14 protein-coding genes and 1 riboswitch are annotated in these 17,336 nt (G+C 72.3%); of the genes, 9 read left to right on the top strand and 5 right to left on the bottom strand.

The features are described from left to right. The first annotated feature begins 275 nt into the window (after positions 1-275). Positions 276-1,130: a formate dehydrogenase accessory sulfurtransferase FdhD gene (fdhD, locus tag F4554_RS12765; RefSeq protein WP_179787585.1), complete on the top strand. Its 855-nt coding sequence runs from the start codon at positions 276-278 to the stop codon at positions 1,128-1,130. Between the two features lie 348 nt (positions 1,131-1,478). Here fdhD and F4554_RS12760 read toward each other — a convergent pair whose 3' ends face one another. The 3 genes from F4554_RS12760 to F4554_RS12750 all read right to left on the bottom strand — a co-directional run bounded on the left by F4554_RS12760 (position 1,479) and on the right by F4554_RS12750 (position 6,039). After that, on the bottom strand, positions 1,479-1,967 hold the full coding sequence (locus F4554_RS12760) for a GNAT family N-acetyltransferase (RefSeq protein ID WP_179787584.1): 489 nt from the start codon (positions 1,965-1,967) through the stop codon (positions 1,479-1,481). Positions 1,968-2,033: 66 nt separating this feature from the next. Continuing rightward, positions 2,034-4,871, bottom strand: coding sequence for an AAA family ATPase (locus F4554_RS12755; RefSeq protein ID WP_179787583.1), 2,838 nt, complete (start codon positions 4,869-4,871; stop codon positions 2,034-2,036). A 10-nt stretch (positions 4,872-4,881) separates the two neighbouring features. Further along, the gene (locus tag F4554_RS12750) at positions 4,882-6,039 is read right to left on the bottom strand and encodes a metallophosphoesterase family protein (protein ID WP_179787582.1); all 1,158 of its coding nucleotides are present in this window, start codon (positions 6,037-6,039) and stop codon (positions 4,882-4,884) included. A gap of 493 nt (positions 6,040-6,532) precedes the next feature. Beyond that, positions 6,533-6,683: riboswitch (cyclic di-AMP (ydaO/yuaA leader) on the top strand. Between the two features lie 6 nt (positions 6,684-6,689). On the opposite strand from F4554_RS12750, the gene F4554_RS12745 reads away from it, so the two are divergent. The 6 genes from F4554_RS12745 to F4554_RS12720 all read left to right on the top strand — a co-directional run bounded on the left by F4554_RS12745 (position 6,690) and on the right by F4554_RS12720 (position 13,273). Continuing rightward, positions 6,690-7,364 (top strand): LysM peptidoglycan-binding domain-containing protein, encoded by a 675-nt coding sequence (locus F4554_RS12745; RefSeq protein ID WP_179787581.1) that lies wholly within the window; start codon positions 6,690-6,692, stop codon positions 7,362-7,364. Positions 7,365-7,627: 263 nt separating this feature from the next. Beyond that, on the top strand, positions 7,628-8,230 hold the full coding sequence (locus F4554_RS12740; protein ID WP_202889266.1) for a sigma-70 family RNA polymerase sigma factor: 603 nt from the start codon (positions 7,628-7,630) through the stop codon (positions 8,228-8,230). Then, positions 8,227-9,096, top strand: a complete 870-nt coding sequence (locus F4554_RS12735) for an anti-sigma factor (RefSeq protein WP_179787579.1) — start codon at positions 8,227-8,229, stop codon at positions 9,094-9,096. Before F4554_RS12740 ends, F4554_RS12735 begins: the two co-directional genes overlap by 4 nt. A 68-nt stretch (positions 9,097-9,164) precedes the next feature. Continuing rightward, complete coding sequence (locus F4554_RS12730; RefSeq protein ID WP_238341282.1) at positions 9,165-10,262, top strand: glycoside hydrolase family 130 protein; 1,098 nt, start codon at positions 9,165-9,167, stop codon at positions 10,260-10,262. Positions 10,263-10,370: 108 nt separating this feature from the next. Further along, complete coding sequence (locus tag F4554_RS12725; protein WP_179787578.1) at positions 10,371-11,873, top strand: metallopeptidase TldD-related protein; 1,503 nt, start codon at positions 10,371-10,373, stop codon at positions 11,871-11,873. Then, the gene (locus F4554_RS12720) at positions 11,870-13,273 is read left to right on the top strand and encodes a metallopeptidase TldD-related protein (protein ID WP_179787577.1); all 1,404 of its coding nucleotides are present in this window, start codon (positions 11,870-11,872) and stop codon (positions 13,271-13,273) included. The genes F4554_RS12725 and F4554_RS12720 overlap by 4 nt, the downstream gene beginning before the upstream one ends. Before the next feature lie 95 nt (positions 13,274-13,368). On the opposite strand, the gene F4554_RS12715 is transcribed toward F4554_RS12720, so the two are convergent. Continuing rightward, positions 13,369-14,148 carry a dihydrodipicolinate synthase family protein gene (locus F4554_RS12715; RefSeq protein WP_179787576.1) on the bottom strand — a complete coding sequence of 260 codons (780 nt, stop codon included), beginning with the start codon at positions 14,146-14,148 and terminating at the stop codon, positions 13,369-13,371. Between the two features lie 181 nt (positions 14,149-14,329). Between F4554_RS12715 and F4554_RS12710 the strand changes: the two genes are divergently transcribed. Then, the gene (locus tag F4554_RS12710) at positions 14,330-16,201 is read left to right on the top strand and encodes a S9 family peptidase (RefSeq protein ID WP_179787575.1); all 1,872 of its coding nucleotides are present in this window, start codon (positions 14,330-14,332) and stop codon (positions 16,199-16,201) included. Beyond that, positions 16,198-17,121, top strand: a complete 924-nt coding sequence (locus F4554_RS12705; RefSeq protein ID WP_179787574.1) for an NAD(P)-dependent oxidoreductase — start codon at positions 16,198-16,200, stop codon at positions 17,119-17,121. Before F4554_RS12710 ends, F4554_RS12705 begins: the two co-directional genes overlap by 4 nt. On the opposite strand, the gene F4554_RS12700 is transcribed toward F4554_RS12705, so the two are convergent. Beyond that, on the bottom strand, positions 17,082-17,318 hold the full coding sequence (locus F4554_RS12700; RefSeq protein ID WP_179787573.1) for a hypothetical protein: 237 nt from the start codon (positions 17,316-17,318) through the stop codon (positions 17,082-17,084). The two genes, F4554_RS12705 and F4554_RS12700, sit on opposite strands and share 40 nt — an antisense overlap. Positions 17,319-17,336 lie beyond the last annotated feature (18 nt).

The following is a 17,336-nucleotide window of genomic DNA, read 5'->3' as shown; positions in this document are numbered from 1 at the left end:
CGCGTTGCGGCGCCATCGCGATGCTCCCGGGGCTGGTGGCCGCGACGACGCGCGGTCACGAAGGTGGAGAGACGGAGGAAGTTCGGGCGGACCGGTGACACCGGCTCGACGCCGGGACGGGTCCGTCCGGGGGTGTCGGCCGTCACGGCCGAGCTGTCGGCCGTTACGGCCGAGCGGTCACGCGGGCGCTACCCGCGGCGCATCTCCACGTCCCCGACCATAGGCCGGGGTGTGCCGGTGGGTCATCCGGTTTTGCGCGGGGCGAGGATGGGGCCATGAGTCTCCCCACCCGGCGGCCGGGCAGCACGGTGCGAGTACGCGTCCGCGAGGTCGACGGCGGCACGGTCCGCGGCCGCGCCGACGTGGTGGCGACCGAGGAACCGCTGGAGATCCGGGTCGGCTGGCCGGGGGCGGTTCCTCGCTCGTTGGTGGTCACCATGCGCACGCCGGGTGCCGACTTCGAGCTCGCCGCCGGCTTCCTGCGGTCGGAGGGGCTGCTGACCGATCCCGACGACGTCGTACGACTGGCGTACTGCACGGATCCGGCGCTGCGCGCCGAGCAGCGCTACAACGTCGTCACCGTCGACCTGGCCCGCCCGCTGCCGGAGGCGCCGACCGCGAGGTACGGCGCGGCCACCTCGGCCTGCGGCGTGTGCGGCAAGGAGAGCCTGGACGAACTCGAACTCCGCGGCTGCTCCCCCGTCGCGCCCGGCCCAGTGCTGGACTCCGCCCTGCTGTGCGCGCTGCCCGACCGGCTCCGCGAGGCGCAGAACGTGTTCAGTCGGACCGGTGGCCTGCACGCGGCCGGACTGTTCACCGCCGACGGAACGCTGGTGCGCGCCCGGGAGGACGTCGGCCGGCACAACGCGGTGGACAAGGTGGTCGGCTGGGCGTTCCTCGAACGCCGGCTGCCGCTGGCCGACCACGTGCTCGTCACCAGCGGCCGGGCGGGATACGAGATCTGCCAGAAGGCGCTCGCGGCCGGCATCTCCTTCGTGGCGGCGGTCGGCGCGCCGTCCAGCCTGGCGGTCGACCTGGCCGAGCGGTTCGGGATGACGCTGGTCGGCTTCCTGCGCGGTGAACGCTATGTCGCCTACACCCATCCCGAACGCCTCACCGAACTCCGCTGAACCTCCCGCCCGGCCGATCCGAAAACACGGGGCACGATCAACCGGTCGGCACTTCGAAACTCATCACGTTGGGGATCTGGAGGGATTTCCACTCGTATCCGGATATCCCGTCCCATTTGCGCGCGGCCGCCCTGCGCCTCACGAAGTCGTCCGCTTGCGAACGCGTCACAAGCACCAAGTAATAGACATCGGTGATGCCGCGCGCACCCTGGTATCCGACCCGGCGGCCCTCGTCCTCCCAGCAGCCGTTCTGGTTTGGTCGTACTTCGGTGGAGGGGTAGTAACGGGCTGATCCCGCGGCAGCGGACTCACCTGTGGTGGAGTCGGTGCGCGCACCTGCCGATTTCGTCAGCCGACGGTGAACGTCAACTGCGTGGCCGGCAGGTCGGTCTCGGGCGGGCCGAACCGCCGCCGGCCGACTTCACCGGCCGCCACCGCCCGCACCACGTCGGGCCAGAACTGCCGGGCGGCGTCGTTCGCGTCGTAGAAGTCGAGGCTCCACTTCCCCGGATAACGGCGGAACAGCGCGTGCGCCGCCGACCGGCCGACTCCGAGCCTTCGGTGCTTCGCAACGACGAAGAACTCCGCGAGGAGGTTGACCCCGTCCTCGTGCCGCACCAGCGCGAACCCGGCCAGCCGGTCACCCACGAGGATGAACAGCGGCTCGCGGCCGGCCTCGACGAAGTAGTGGTCAAGGAAGCGGTAGGAGTACGTCCCGTGCGTGGACAGCTCGAGGTTCCTGATGGAGCTGAAGTCGTACAGGTAGAGCTGCAGCAGGTTGGCGAGGACGGACTTGTGGGGCTCGGTCACCCGGACCAACTTGACCGCGTCGTTCACCCGGCCAGCCTAGGGGCTGTCCTGCGGATCAGGGTCGAGTGGTGAGCTGGCGGCTGCCTGGCGACTTCAGATCCGTACCACCCGGGCGCCGGGGACCGTCCCGACGTAGCGGTCGGGCGCGGAGGTCAGCAGGATCACCTGACCGGTGGCGCCGGCGCGGGCCAGCAGCGCACCCATCGCCTGCAGCCGGCCGGGGTCGGACCAGCCGAGCGCGTCGTCGAGCACGACCGGGACGCCGCTGCCGTCGGTGGCGGTGAGGCCGGCGATGGCGAGCCGGACCAGCGTGGCGAGCTGTTCGCGAGCACCGGTGGACAGGGACGACACCGGAAGCCGGATCCCGTCGACCGTACGGGCCTCCACCTCCAGGTCCGCGCCCAGGCCCACGCCGAACGACGGCCCGTGCACCACCCGGCCGAGCGCCTCGATGCGGTCCCGCAGCGGTGCGGCGTACCGGAGGCGGGCCTCCGCGCGGTGGCGTTCGAGCGTCTCCCGCAACCTGGCGGCCGCCAGTGCCCGGCGTTCGAGCGTGGAGTGGTGCTCCTCGGCGTGGGCGAGTTCGGCCCGGGCCTTCTCGGCCGCGGTGGCCAGGCCCTGAGCACCGGCGCGTTCCAGCGCACCCTCGACCCGGCTGAGCTCGTCCTGCAGGTGTTCGACCTGCTCGGCCAACTGCGCGCGCAGAGTCGTCGCCTCCGCCAACCGCTCACCGAGCTCGCCGACTCCGCTGCGCGCGACCGCGTCCTCCGCCTCGGCGAGATCCGCGGCGATAGCGGCCGCCTCCTCCGCCGCCTTGGACATCGCGGCGGCGAGGAGTTCGTCGCCCTGCTGCGCACGGGCGCGATCCAGGGTGGCGAGTGCGTCGGTACGGCGTTCGGTCGCCTGTTCGGAGCGTACGCGTGCCTCGGTCGCCTCGTCCCGCGCAATCTCGAACGCCGTACGAACGCCTGCCCCGGCGGCCTCCGCGCGGGCCAGCAGCTTCGCCGCGGCGACATCCTCGGCCTGGGCGTGGGCGAGCGCCTCTCGGGTGCTCTCCTGCGTTGTCGGCAACGGCTGCTCTGCCGGCAAGCTCGCCTTGACGGGCGGGGACTCCTCGGCCGGCAAGTGTTCCTTGACACGCAAGGCCTCCTTGACAACCGAGAATTCCCTTGCGGGCAACGGTTCCGCGTCGAAGAGCGTGGCGGCCTCCTCAACGCGGCTGCCAACCAGGTCGTCAGGCACGTTGTCAGGCAGGTCGTCGGCGCTGTCATCGGCAACGTCATCGAGGTGGTCGTCGTCGGTGACCCTGGCCAGCAACTGGTCGCGGGCGGCGATCAGGTCGGCGAACGTGCGGCCCTCCAGCCGGCGGGCGAGGTCGTCGCGAGCGATCGTCAGGGCGCGCTCCGCCTCGACCCTGGCCCTGGCCGCCTGCCGGACCGCGCCGATGTCGGCTTGGCCCAGCTCCGCGAGAAGCCGCCGCTCAACGTCCTCGGCACTCGCGGTGGTGGCGGCGAGTTCGGTCGCGCCGGTGCCCGGTCGTACGGTCACCTCGACCACGTCCGGCACCCGGACGGTGGTGTCCCGATCGACCGTCACCTCCCGGTCGACCGTCACGCCCTCGTCGGCCTCCTCGAGGGGTATGCCGGACAGCTCCACGTCGGCGTCACCGAGTCGGCGGACGACCATCGTCGGCGCACCGGCGGCCAGCGCGGCCCGGGCGGCGAGCACGTCCACGTGGGCGGCCTCGGCGGCCTCCAGCGCGGCGTCGTCTACGTTCGTGCGTTCGAGTGCGGCGGCGGCGCGGCGTTCCTGCTCGCGGGCCTCCTCCACCGCCGCGAGGCGTTTCCGCACATCGGCCAGGTCGGCGCGGTCGCGCAGCCGGGACAGGTGCGCGTCGAGCCGGCGGACCTCCGCCCGCCGCGCGGCCTGGTCGTCCCTGGCCACCCGCAGCGCGGCGGTGGCGCGTTCCCACTCCTGCTCCGCACCCCGAAGCGCCGCAGTCGTTCGCAGCCGGACCTCCTCCGCCTCGGTCGACGCGCGGTCGCGCTCCTTCACCTCGTCGACCAGGGCGGTGCGGCGTTCGGCATCCGCCCGGGCGGACTCGACCTGCGCGGCGGCGAACTCGGCGTCGCGGCGCAGGCGTTCGACCTGACCGACGAGCTTGTCCGCGGCCTGCCTGCGGTCGGCGAGCTTCGCGACCCGCGCCTCCTGCTCGCGCGACCGCGCACTCATCGTGGCCCGGTCGCGGGTCAGGCGTTCGGCCGAGGCGACGTCCTGCTCGACCTCGGCCAGCCGCGCCCGCGCCTCCTCCACCCGCGCGCGTTCCTGGTCGAGCGCGTGGATCGCCTCGGCGTAGTCGCCGCTGGGCCGGCCGGTGCGGGTGAAGTAGCGCTGGTACTCGCGTTCGACGGCCGCGACCAGTGGCACCGCCGCGCCGTGGTCGACCTCACCACCCGCGGACTCGTCGAGCGCGGTGAGCACCGCCGCCACCGAACCCGCGGCCGGCACCGCGAGCGCGTGTTCCTGGCCGACGACCAGCGCCGCCCACAGGCTCTGGTCGACGTGTGCGGCGAACAGCCTCGCGGCCTCGTCGTGCGCCTCCCGCCCGGTCCAGGTGTGCCCGCCCGGGTCGACCCGAAGCTCGGTCAGCCGCTGGCGGAACCACCGCTTGCGGTAGTGCACCCGCTGCCCGCCGAGGGTCAGCTCCGCGGCGACCTCGCTGGACACGTCGCGGCCGGCCGGCTGGACCGCCTTCAGCTTCCCGGCCTTGGAGTCGTCCGGCAGCTCGAACAACAGGCTGAGCGCCTCCAGGATGCTGGACTTGCCGGTCTCGTTGTCGCCGAGCACGACGGTGACACCGGCCTCGTCGAAGTCCAGGTCGCGCGCGGCCACCCCGCGGAAGTCGCGCAACGTCAGCCGGTGCAGCCTCACGCCGCTCCCCTCATGCCGCTCCCCCGGCCAGCCGGTGCAGGAGGGCGAGCGCGTCGGCGGCCTCGGCCGCGTCGTCGCTGCCGCTGGCGACGGTGTGCCGCAACTCCTCCAGCGCGGCCCGGGCCGGACCGGTCACCGGGAGGTCGTCCAGCATCTGGTCGTCGGGCAGAACACCGACGTCCCAGTGCCGGCGCCAGCGCTGGATCGCGGCGTACACCTCGGTCTGCGCGTCCAGCAGCACCTCCAGGCGGGTCAGCCCGGCGACGGACAGCGCGCCGCGGACGCCGAGGCGTACGACGGTGCGCGTCTTGTCGGGCTGCTCGCCGAGCCAGCGGTCGAGCGCGTCGAGTGAGGTGTCGCCGTCCACCTCCACCACGCGGGACAGCAGCCGCCAGGTGCCCACGCGTTCGGGCGTGACGGTGCAGGTGGAGCCGGCGGGGCCGGCGGCCAGCTCGACCAGCAGCACGTCGCCGGGGTGCTCCTCCTCGGGACGGGTGGGCTCGGGAGTGCCGGCGTACCAGATCCGGCCCGACTCGCCGACGGACGTACGCGAGTGCCGGTCGCCCAGCGCGGCGTAGTGGATCCGGCCGGCGGCGATCGCCTCCTCCAGCGGGCCCTGGCGAACCAGCGCGGGCTCGCCGACATCGGGGGCGAGGCTGTCGACCTGTCCGTGGCCTACGAGTACCCGCACCACACCCTCCGGTGGCGGATCGGCGCCGACCACGTCGGCCACCGGGTCGCGCAGCGGCCGGCGGGTGCGCCACGGTGCACCGACCACCTCGACACCCGGCGCGGGCGTGCGGGGGACTGAGTCGCGCAACACCTCGACGTGGGACGGCAGGTGCGCGGCGAGCATCGGGCTCGCCCACACCGAACCCGGCTCCAGCGAGTCGTGGTTGCCCGGCAGCAGGTAGACCGGGCAGGTGACGGCCCGCAGCGCCTCGCACGCTCGCAGGACGACCTTCCGGTCGACCTGGTTGGCGTCGAACACGTCGCCGGCCACCACGACGAACGCCGCGGAGGTACGAGCGGCCACCGCGCCGATGCGTTCGATCGCGTCGACGCGCGCCTGGCCGTAACGCGCCTGCGCCTCCGGACCGAGGAACCGGCGCATCATCCCGAGCTGCCAGTCGCCGGAATGCAGGAACCTGATGGTGGTGTCGGGCATCGTGTGCCGAACGCTAGCGAGACCCGCGCCCGAACACCCGTTCGCCACGCGGAGACGACCAAAGCCCGCGACTTCGGGGGCGATTTTGCCAACCGCGGCGGTATTTTTCGGCGGCGCAGCGACCTCGACGCGGACCGCGTAGCCGACCTCGTCGCAGCCCGATCGGCAGCCCGGTCACAAGCCCCGCCACCATCGTCGGCGCGGTCGTCACGGTCGTCACCGCATCGTCGGCAACGCTGTCACCAGCAACTTTGCCTTGTGGCACAGCAATCGAGCCGCCTCCGCCGGTGGCATTGTCAGCTCGCCATCGGCCCATCCTCAGCAGGCCACAGCCCGGTGCGTACACACTTCATCGTGGTAAACCAAGCCTGGTCGCGACTTCGGTGAATCTTTTGGATCAGGTTGGCAACGAAACGATCACGCCGTACAGTCATTGCCGGTCGCGCCGACAGGGGGGCGGCTACGACCCGCTTCGCCTAGCTCCGCCCGGCGGTTGTCGTCAGACCCGGTCTTTCCATCGGGCGGAGACGGAGGAACCACATACGGACCCGGCAACGGGTCCTGGGGTGAAGCCGCCTCGGCGGCCGGGCACTTCCTCTCGCCCGAATCCGACAGCTAACTCCGCAGGCGACGGGAGGGAACTGATCTCCATGCCCTATTCCGCCAAGCATCGCGGCGCCAGTCGTTCGAAGACCGTCGCCAAGCGCGTCACCCAGACCGCCGCCGTCACCGGTATCGCCGCCGCCGTCCCCATGGTCGGGATGGCTGCCCCGGCCCACGCCGCCAGCACCGACACGTGGGAGCGCCTCGCCCAGTGCGAGAGCAGCGGCAACTGGCACATCAACACCGGCAACGGCTTCTACGGCGGCCTGCAGTTCACCCGTTCGACCTGGACCGGCTTCGGTGGCGGCAAGTACGCCTCCCGCGCCGACTACGCCAGCAAGTGGCAGCAGATCGCCATCGCGGAGAAGGTCCTGGACGTGCAGGGCTGGAACGCCTGGCCGGCATGCTCGGCCAAGCTCGGCCTCGGCTCCGGTGACAAGGGCGGCAGCCCCAACACGCGTAGCCAGACGCAGGAGCGCAGGCAGCACAGCTCCCGCTCCTCGCGCGGCACCTCCCGGCCGAAGATCGTGGCGAAGTCCACGCACTCCCGGCACTCGGTCCGCGGCGCCAGGTACGTCGTTCGTTCGGGCGACACACTGTCGACCATCGCGCAGGCGCAGGGCGTCGACGGCGGCTGGCGCGCGCTGTGGAAGCTCAACCGGAAGCTGGTCGGGAGCAACCCCAACCTGATCTTCCCCCACGAGAAGCTCCGCCTCGGCTGAGCCCTCCCCGCTTCACCCTGGTGTAGCGCCCCGACCGCCTGTCGCGGTCGGGGCGCTCGCCCTTGTCAGCCGTTCGGGTCATCCGGTCCGCTGTCGCACGGTACGTTGCCCGGTATGTCACCGCCCGGTAGATCGCTCGGTATGTCGTCTTCGCAGGCTCTGTCGGACGGTATGCCGCCTGAGCGGGCCGGTTCCGGTGCTCGCAACGGCCCCTCCGCCCCCTCCGCGTCGCGCGGGCGAGGGTGCACGCGAAGATGGACCCGATGAACGAGGCGCCCCGACCACCGAGACGGGTGGGTGACACGTCGCCGACCGCCGACGACCTCCTCCCCAGGGTGGCCCGGGGCGACGAGGACGCCTTCGGTGCGCTCTACGATCTGGTGGCACCGCAGGTGTTCGGTGTCGTCTGCCGCGTACTGCGCAACCCCTCGCACGCGGAGGAGGTGAGTCAGGAGGTGTTCGTCGAGATCTGGCGTACCGCGTCCCGGTTCGACCCCTCCCGCGGCTCGGTGCGCACCTGGGCGACCACGCTGGCCCATCGCCGGGCCGTCGACCGTGTCCGGTCCGAGCAGGCCTCCACCGACCGCGAACGCCGGGCAGCGGCCGGCGACAAGTCCCCCGCCTACGACCAGGTGGTCGAGGAGGTGACGGCGAGCCTGGAACAGGAACAGGTCCGCCGTTGTCTGGGCTCCCTCACCGACCTGCAGCGGCAGGCGGTGACCCTCGCCTACTACGTGGGGTACAACTACCGCGAGGTCGCCGAAGTCCTCGGCGCCAACCTGGCCACGGTCAAGACCCGCATGCGTGACGGGCTGATCCGGCTCCGCGACTGCATCGGCGGCCTGGAGCTGGGGGCGCCCCGATGACGGCTCCCGATCTTCCCGGCGTGCCCGACCTGCACTCGCTGGCCGCGCCGTACGTCCTCGACGCGCTCCCCGAGCCGGAGCTGCGCGAGTTCGAGGCCCACCTGGCCACCTGCGCGTCCTGCCGGAACGAGGTACGCGAGCTGGCCGCCGTCACGGCCGAGCTCGCCGCCGCGACCGCCGCCGAGCCACCGGAGCAACTGCGCGCCAGGGTCCTGGCCGCGGTTCGGGCCACCGGCCAGGAGGCGGCTCCCGACGCCCGCAACGGGCGTACCGCCACCGGACACAATGGCCGGGCCGGCGATTCCGGGACCGGTTCCGGGACCGCCGGCACACCCGCGCCCGCACCCGAGGGGCGCCACCAGCCGGGCACCAGCGGACACGGACACCGCGGCCGGCGATCTCGCCGACGGGGCCTGTTCGCCCTGGCCGCCGCGCTGGTCATCCTCGCCGGGATCGGTGTCGGCGCGGGCGTCGTGCAGTACCAACAGGCAGAGCAACGGGCCACCCAGGCCGTCCAGGAACGCCAGCGGATCGAGACCGTTCTGGCCGCCCCCGACTCGCGTACCGTACGCGGCGACGTCCGCGGCGGCGGGAGGGTCACCGTCGTGGTGTCCCACCGGCTCGACCAGGCCGTCGTCCTCCTCGACGGGCTGTCCCAGCCGCCGCGGGGCCGTACGTACCAGCTGTGGTTCATCGCCGGAAGCAACGCCCGCTCCGCCGGCGTCGTCGACGTCACCGGATCCGGGCGGCTCAGCGAGGTTCTGTCCGGTGTCGGCGGCGCCAACGCGTTCGGCATCTCGGTGGAACCGAAGGGCGGGTCGAAGGCGCCGACGACCACTCCGGTCGCGGCCGTCCCGCTCGCCTGACGCCTGTCGGTGCCCCCGGATACGCTCACGTTAGGGTTCGGCGGGGCTATCTCGGGAGGGCCGATCCGTTGGGCACACAGGCGACAGAGGTTTCGCACGCGCAGGTTCCGTACACCCTCACCCGGCTTGGGGTGGTGATGACGCCGGAGCCGGACAACGAGCTGGAAAGTGAGGGCGTCCTCAACCCCGCCAGCGGGCACACCCCCGACGGGAGGCTGCACCTGCTGCCGCGCATGGTCGCGACCGGCAACGTGTCGCGGGTGGGGCTCGCGGAGGTCAACTGCGTCGACGGCGTACCCGTGAGTGTCGACCGGCGCGGCGTCGTGCTGGCTCCCGACGAGGGCTGGGAGCGCGGCCTCAACAACGCCGGCGTGGAAGACCCCCGGGTCACCTGGGTGCCCGACCTGGGCGTGCACGTGATGACCTACGTCGCGTACGGCCCGCTCGGGCCCAAGCTGGCCATCGCCGTCTCCGACGACCTCACCACCTGGCGGCGCCTCGGCCCGGTGCACTTCGAGTACCAACCCGACCTGGACACCGACCTCAACCTCTTCCCCAACAAGGACGCGGTGTTCTTTCCCGAGCCGGTGCCCGGGCCCGACGGCGAGCCCTGCTACGCCATGCTGCACCGCCCGATGTGGGACCTCGGCTGGTTCCGTCCCGGTGAGGGCGTCCACCTGCCCGCCGGAATCGACGACGACCGCCCGAGCATCTGGGTGTCGTACGTATCGGTGGCCGCGGTCGAGCAGGACATCCGTGCGCTCACCCATCTGCACGACCACCGCCAGGTGGCCCAGCCGGAGTTTCCCTACGAGGAGCTGAAGATCGGTGCCGGGCCGCCACCGATGCGGGTCGAGGAGGGCTGGCTGGTGATTCACCACGGTGTCACCGGTCACATCCCGCCCGGCTGGGACCCGAGCAGCCAGCGGGTCACCTACGGCGCCGGCGCGATGCTGCTGGACGCGCTGGACGTCACCCGCGTGCTGGCCCGCACCCCGGAGCCGCTGCTCACGCCGGAGACCGACGACGAGCGCACCGGCACCGTCGCCAACGTCGTCTTCCCCACGGCGGTGGAAACGATCGCCGGCCGCACCTACGTCTTCTACGGCATGGCCGACGCCCGGATCGGGGTCGCCCGGCTCGACCGCACCGACCGTACGACCTAGAAGCACCGGCAAGCGGACCGGCGCGGGCACCCGGAACCCTCCTGAACCACCGGAACCCACCGGGAAATGGACGGCCACCTGTCGGTCGCATGCCCTAGGCTCGGGCGCGTGCCGCAGAAGATCGATCAGGACTTCCTCAGCCTTCCGCTCCGCACGCTCGCCGACGCCGCCCTCGCCCGCGCCCGCGAGCTGGGCGCCGAGCACGCCGACTTCCGGCTGGAGCGGATCCGGACGCAGAACCTCTCGCTGCGCGACGCCCAGTTGCAGGGCAGCACCGACGGCGAGGACACCGGGTTCGCGGTCCGCGTCGTCCACGAGGGGACGTGGGGCTTCGCCGCGAGCGTCGTGCTCACCCCGGAGGAGGCGGCGCGGGTCGCCGAGCGCGCCGTCGAGGTGGCGCGGGTCGCCGCCGGGATGAACGCCGAGCGCATCGAGCTCGCGCCCGAGCCGGTGCACGGTGACGTCACCTGGGTCTCGGCCTACGACGTCGACCCGTTCACCGTCGCCACCGCCGACAAGGTGGAGCGGCTGTCCGACTGGAGCCGGCGGCTCCTCGCAGGCACCGGCGTCGCCCACGTCGGCGCGACCCTGCGGCAGGTGAAGGAGCAGAAGTTCTACGCCGACAGCCACGGCACGGTGACCACCCAGCAGCGGGTCCGGCTCAACCCCGACGTCGAGGCCTACGGCACCGATCCCGGTTCGGGCCGGTTCGACTCGATGCGAGTGCTCGCGCCGCCGGTCGGCCGCGGGTACGAATACCTCACCGACCCGGCCTGGAACGCTCGCCTGGCCGAGCTGCCCGACCTGCTCACCGAGAAGCTGAAGGCGCCCTCGGTGGAGGCCGGCAGCTACGACCTGGTGGTCGACCCGTCCAACCTCTGGCTGACGATCCACGAGTCGATCGGGCACGCCACCGAGCTCGACCGGGCGCTCGGCTACGAGGCCAACTACGCCGGCACGTCGTTCGCCACGCCCGACAAGCTCAACACCCTGCGCTACGGCTCCGAGCACATGCACATCACCGGTGACCGCACCGTCGAGCACGGCCTGGCGACCGTCGGCTACGACGACGAGGGGGTGGCCGGCCAGTCCTGGGACATCGTGAAGGACGGCATCCTCGTCGGTTACCAGCTCGACCGGCGGATCGCCCGGTCGTTCGGCTACGACCGCTCCAACGGCTGCGCGTTCGCCGACTCCCCGTCCCACATCCCCGTGCAGCGGATGGCCAACGTCTCGCTGCAGCCGGCCGCGAACGGCCCCTCGACGGAGGAGCTGATCGCCGGGGTCGAGCGCGGCATCTACGTCGTCGGCGACCGTTCGTGGTCCATCGACATGCAGCGCTACAACTTCCAGTTCACCGGGCAGCGGTTCTACCGCATCGACCACGGCCGGCTCGCCGGCCAGGTGCGCGACGTCGCCTACCAGGCCACGACCACCGACTTCTGGGGCTCGATGGAGGCGGTCGGTGGCCCGCAGACATGGGTCCTCGGTGGGGCGTTCAACTGCGGCAAGGCCCAGCCCGGCCAGGTCGCACCCGTCAGCCACGGCTGCCCCTCGGCGTTGTTCCGCGGCGTACGCATCCTCAACACCACCCAGGAGTCAGGACGGTGAGCGGTCCCTTGAGCAGCGACCTCACTCTGCAGGAGACGGTCGAGCGTGCGCTGGCCCGGTCGAAGGCCGACGGGTGTGTCGTCATCGCCACCGAGTCCTCCAGCGCCAACCTGCGCTGGGCCAACAACACCCTGACCACCAACGGCGTCATGCTCACCCGGTCCCTCACGGTGATCGCGTCGGTCGAGGGCGCCGAGGGCACCGCCTCCGGTGTCGTCACCCGTAGCGTGACCACCGGCGACGACATCGACGCCGTGGTGCGGTCGGCGGAGGACGCCGCCCGTGACAGCGTGCCGGCCGAGGACGCCCGTCCACTGGTCGAGGGCGACGCGGCCGCCGACTGGGACGAGCCGCCCGCGCAGACCTCGATCCGGGTCTTCGACACGTTCGCACCGGCGCTGGGCGAGGCGTTCGGGCGGGCCCGCGGCGACGGCACCCACCACTACGGTTTCGTCGAGCACGACGTGACCACGACCTACCTCGGCTCCTCCTCCGGCCTGCGGCTGCGGCACGTCCAGCCGACCGGCTACGTCACGATGACCGGCAAGTCCGACGACCTGCGGCGGTCGGCGTGGGTGGGACAGGCCACCCCGGACTTCCACGACGTCGACGCGACCGTGCTGAGCGCCGAGCTCGACCGGCGGCTGCGGTGGTCGCAGCACCGGATCGACCTGCCCGCCGGCAGGTACCAAACACTGCTGCCGCCGACCGCGGTCGCCGACCTGATGATCTACGCGTACTGGACGATGTCGGGCCGCGACGCCCACGACGGCCAGACCGTCTACTCCAAGCCGGGCGGCGGCACCCGCGTCGGTGAGCAACTGTCCCCGGTGCCGCTGGCCCTTCGGTCCGACCCGGCCTACGCCGGGCTGGAATGCGCGCCGTTCGTGGTCGCGAAGTCCTCCTCCGGTGCGCAGAGCGTGTTCGACAACGGCACCCGGCTCGGCCCGACGGACTGGATCCGGGACGGCAGGCTGACGTCGCTGGCCACCACCCGGCACTCCGCCGATCTGACCGGGCTGTCCACGACGCCCTACGTCGACAACCTCGTCCTCGACGTGCCCGACGCGCGCGCGTCCCTGGACGACATGATCGCCCGCACCGAACGAGGTCTGCTCCTCACCTGCCTGTGGTACATCCGCGAGGTCGACCCGCAGACCCTGCTGCTGACCGGGCTGACCCGCGACGGCGTCTACCTCGTCGAGAACGGCGAGGTGGTCGGCGAGGTCAACAACTTCCGCTTCAACGAGAGCCCGGTCGACCTCCTCGGGCGGTTCACCGAGTCGGGGACGACGGTGCCGGCGTTCTCCCGGGAGTGGGGCGACTACTTCCCGCGGGTCGCGATGCCGGCGCTGCGGGTGCCCGACTTCAACATGTCCAGCGTGAGCCAGGCCAGCTGAGCGCGGCGGGTACGCGGCCCGGGTCGTAGGTCGACCCGGGCCGCGACACCCTCGGTCAGTGCGAGTCAGCGCAGATCAGTGCGGGCAAGCGCGGCTCAGCGCAACCCGAGCCGGCTCACCGTGGAGATGCCGTACCTCTCGCCGGCCGCCCGCTTCAGCGCCCGAACACCGCCGGTGCGTCCGGTCACGACCAGCTCGGTGAGCGCGCGCTGGGCGTCCGCGTCGCCGCCGAACGCCGCGATGCACGTTTCCGGCCGGATGTTCGCGAACGCCAGCAGAGCACCGGGCGCGCCCAGCGGCCCGGCCAGGGCCAGCAGCGCCGCCGACCCGACGTAGGTGCGGCCGCCCCATTCGTCGAGTTCGCGCAGCAACCGCACCGGGTCCCCCGAGGAGTCCTTGACCGCTCCGATCGGCAGGCCGGGCAGGGCGTCCACCTCGATGCCGGGCACGCCGAGCGGCCCCGGGTTGTGGTAACCGATCACCCGGTCCGCACCACCGACCGCCGCCGTCACCGCGCCGAAAAGTTCCACCGCGTCCACGCCGCCGCGGGCCGGGCTCACCAGGACAGCGTCGGCACCGGCCTTGCGAGCGGCCATCGCCCGGTCCGCCGCCGCCCGCGGCCAGGGTGCGCCGGACCCGGCGATCAGGGTGACGTCGGCCGGCAGACCGGACCGAACGGCCGCGATGAGGTCCTCGCGTTCGGCGTCGGTCAGGGTCTCCGCCTCTCCGGTGGTGCCGGCCACCAGCACCGCGCGTACCCCTGCCTCCACCACGCGGTTGGCGTGCGCGACGGTGCCGGCAACGTCGACCTCGCCGTTGTCGCCGAAGACCGTGAACAGTGCGACCCCGACGCCGGTGAACGTGGGTTCCGCCATCCGTGACCACTCCCCTGTCGTGTGCCGTCCGGCTGCCGGACCCGCTGCTCCGGTTGCCGTCCGGCGCTGTCTGGACCTGCCTTCGGTCCTGCCTGGTCTCGCTTGGTCCCTTCCATTGTCGCCCGGCCCCGCCACGGCGACCTCCCGGCACCGGCGATCACGGCGCTGTTACCGTCCATGCATGCCCACTGCCGCCCCGCCACCGAACGACTTCCTGCGTTCGCTGCTGCAGATCCCCTCCGTCGCCGCCCGCGACGTGGACACCGAAGGCCGCACGCTGGTCAGCTACGACGTCACCGGCTCGGCCCAGCTGTACGAGGTCGGCGCCGACGGAGGCTGGCGGCGGCTGACCGACCTGGACGGTGTCGCCGCCGGCCGCTACCTGCCGGGCACCCGGGCGGTCGTCGTCCAGCACGACGCCGGCGGCAACGAACGCGGCCAGCTGTCCCTGGTCGACCTCGACTCCCCCGACGTCTCCGGCGACGGGCCGCTGCCCCCGCTCGTACCCTTCGTCCACGATCCGGCGTACGTGCACCGATTGGCCGGGGTCGAACCCGGACGGGTGCTGTATCTCACCAACCGCCGCAACGGCGTCGACTTCGACCTGGTGAGCCGGGAGATCGGGTCCGGCAAGGAGACGGTGCTCTACGACGGCGGTGGCTACGTCGCCGAGGTGGAGGCGTCCCCCGACGGGCGCTGGGTGGCGCTCACCCGGCCGAACACGCCCGCCAACTCCCTGCAGCTGTTGCTGGTCTCCACCGAGGACGGCCGGGTCGAGCCGCTCACCCCGTGGGGCGACGACGCCTACCTGACCACCCCGTCCTGGCTGCCGGACTCCTCGGCCCTGCTCGTGTCGGGCAACCCGGGCCGGGAGATGACCGCGGTGCTGAGGTACGACCTGGCCGCCCGAACCTGGTCGGAGGTGGTGGCCGACGCAGCGCACGACCTGGTGGGCTGGGTCTCCCCCGCCGGGACGCACGTCCTGGTCGCCACCAACGACGACGGAGCCGTGTCGCTGGCCCTGCACTCCCTTCCCGACGGCGAGCTGGTTCGCGACCTGGACCTGCCGACGGGTGGCTGCGCCGCGCTGCACCGGCATCCGGATCCGGTGTGGTCGCAGGCGGGTGACGCCGTGGCGGTGACGTACAGCTCGCCGGTCGAGCCGCCGTACGCCCTTCGCCTGGATGTCGCCTCGGGCACCGCACGACCCGTTCGTCCGCCGGACCGGCCCGACCTTCCGGGCGGGCTGGTCGCACCGGAGTCCCACCGCGTCACCGCGCCGGACGGCGAGCAGATCCCGACGTTCGTCTACCGTCCGGCCGACGGCGGCGACGGTTCGGCGGTGCTCGTCGTCCACGGCGGGCCCGAGGGCCAGTCGGTGCGGCAGTGGCAGCCGATGGTCGCGGGCCTGGTCGCGCAGGGCCACACCGTGCTCGTCCCCAACGTGCGCGGGTCGACCGGCTACGGCAAGCGGTGGTACGCGCTGGACGACGTACGCCGAAGGCTGGACTCGGTCGCCGACCTGGCCGCACTGCACGACTGGCTGCCCACGATCGGCGTCGACCCCGACCGAGTCGCCCTCTACGGCGGTTCGTACGGCGGCTACATGGTGCTGGCCGGCCTGGCGTTCCAGCCGGCGCGTTGGGCCGCCGGGGTGGACATCGTGGGCATCGCCTCACTGGTGACGTTCCTGGAGAACACCTCCGACTACCGGCGCGCGCACCGCGAGCGGGAGTACGGCTCGCTGGCGAACGATCGCGACTTCCTGCACGAGGCCAGCCCGCTCACCCAGGTGGACGCGATGCGGGCGCCGCTGTTCGTCATCCACGGCGCGAACGACCCGCGGGTGCCGTTGTCGGAGGCCGAGCAGATCGTCGCCGCGCTGCGGGCCCGGAACGTGCCGTGCGAGCTGCGGGTGTACGCCGACGAGGGGCACGGGCTGGCCAAGCGGGCGAACCAGTTGGACGCCTACCCCGCCGCGTGCGCGTTCCTGGCCGAGCAGTTGGCCAAGCGGCCCGGTGACCCCAGTGACAGCGGAGAAGGAGTGGCATGAGCGAGCACAACGAACGCGTCGGCTTCGTCGGCCTGGGCATCATGGGCGCCGGCATGGCGGGCAACCTGGTGCGCAAGGGCTTCGACGTGGTGGTCTACAACCGCACCGCCGCCAGGACCGAGCCTCTCGTCGCCGACGGCGCCGAGGCCGCCGCCACCCCGCGGGAGGTGGCGCAGCGGTGCGACGTGGTGTTCATCTGCGTGAGTGACACCCCCGACGTCGAGCACGTGCTGTTCGGCGAGGACGGCATCGCCGCCGGAATCGGTGACGGCGCGCTGGTGGTGGACTCCAGCACGGTGAGCCCGGCGGCCACCAGGGAGTGGGCGGGCAGGCTCGCCGAGCGCGGCGTCGGTTTCCTGGACGCGCCGGTGTCCGGTGGCAGCGAGGGCGCCGCCAAGGGCACGTTGTCGATCATGGTGGGCGGTGACGACACGCACGTCGAACGGGCGCGCCCCTACCTCGAGGCGATGGGGTCCACGGTCACCCACGTCGGTGTCGTCGGCGCCGGCCAGACCTGCAAGCTGGTCAACCAGATCCTGGTCGTCACCTCGATGCTCGGGGTGTCCGAGGCGCTGGTGCTGGCGAAGGCCGGCGGCCTGGACCTCGAGAAGACGATCGCCGCGGTCAAGGGTGGAGCCGCCGGGTCGTGGATGCTGGCCAACCGGGGCCCGCAGGTGATCCGCGACGACTGGCGGCCGGGCTTCACCGTCGACCTGCAGCAGAAGGACCTGCGACTGGTCCTCGAGGCCGCCGACGAACTCGGCGTACCCGCCCTCGCCACCAGCACGATCTTCCACCTCTACCGCACCCTGCAGCGCGAGGGGCTCGGCGGCGAGGGCAATCACGCCCTGATCAAGGCGCTCGAACGCCTGGCCGGTGTTCAGGCGCGGCAGGAGGATGCCAACGGCTCGGCTTCCTGACTGCTCGTCAGGAGAACGCGGCCACGTTTGGCCCGCGCCCAGGAGGCGAACGTCGTGCCCGGCCGGCCGGAGACCTTCTCCACGGTCGGGACGACCGCCTGCGGGTGCTCGGCCAGCGTGGCCAGCCCGTCGACGTACCACCCGGCGACGTCCCCCATCGTGGGGGCCAACTGCTCGACCGCCTCGGCATGACTCACCCGCACGCTGACCAGGCC

The organism is Actinopolymorpha rutila, from assembly GCF_013407855.1.
Taxonomy (GTDB): Bacteria; Actinomycetota; Actinomycetes; order Propionibacteriales; family Actinopolymorphaceae; genus Actinopolymorpha; species Actinopolymorpha rutila.
The sequence above is the reverse complement of the archived record's forward strand: the minus strand, read 5'-3'. Positions and strand labels throughout refer to the sequence as shown.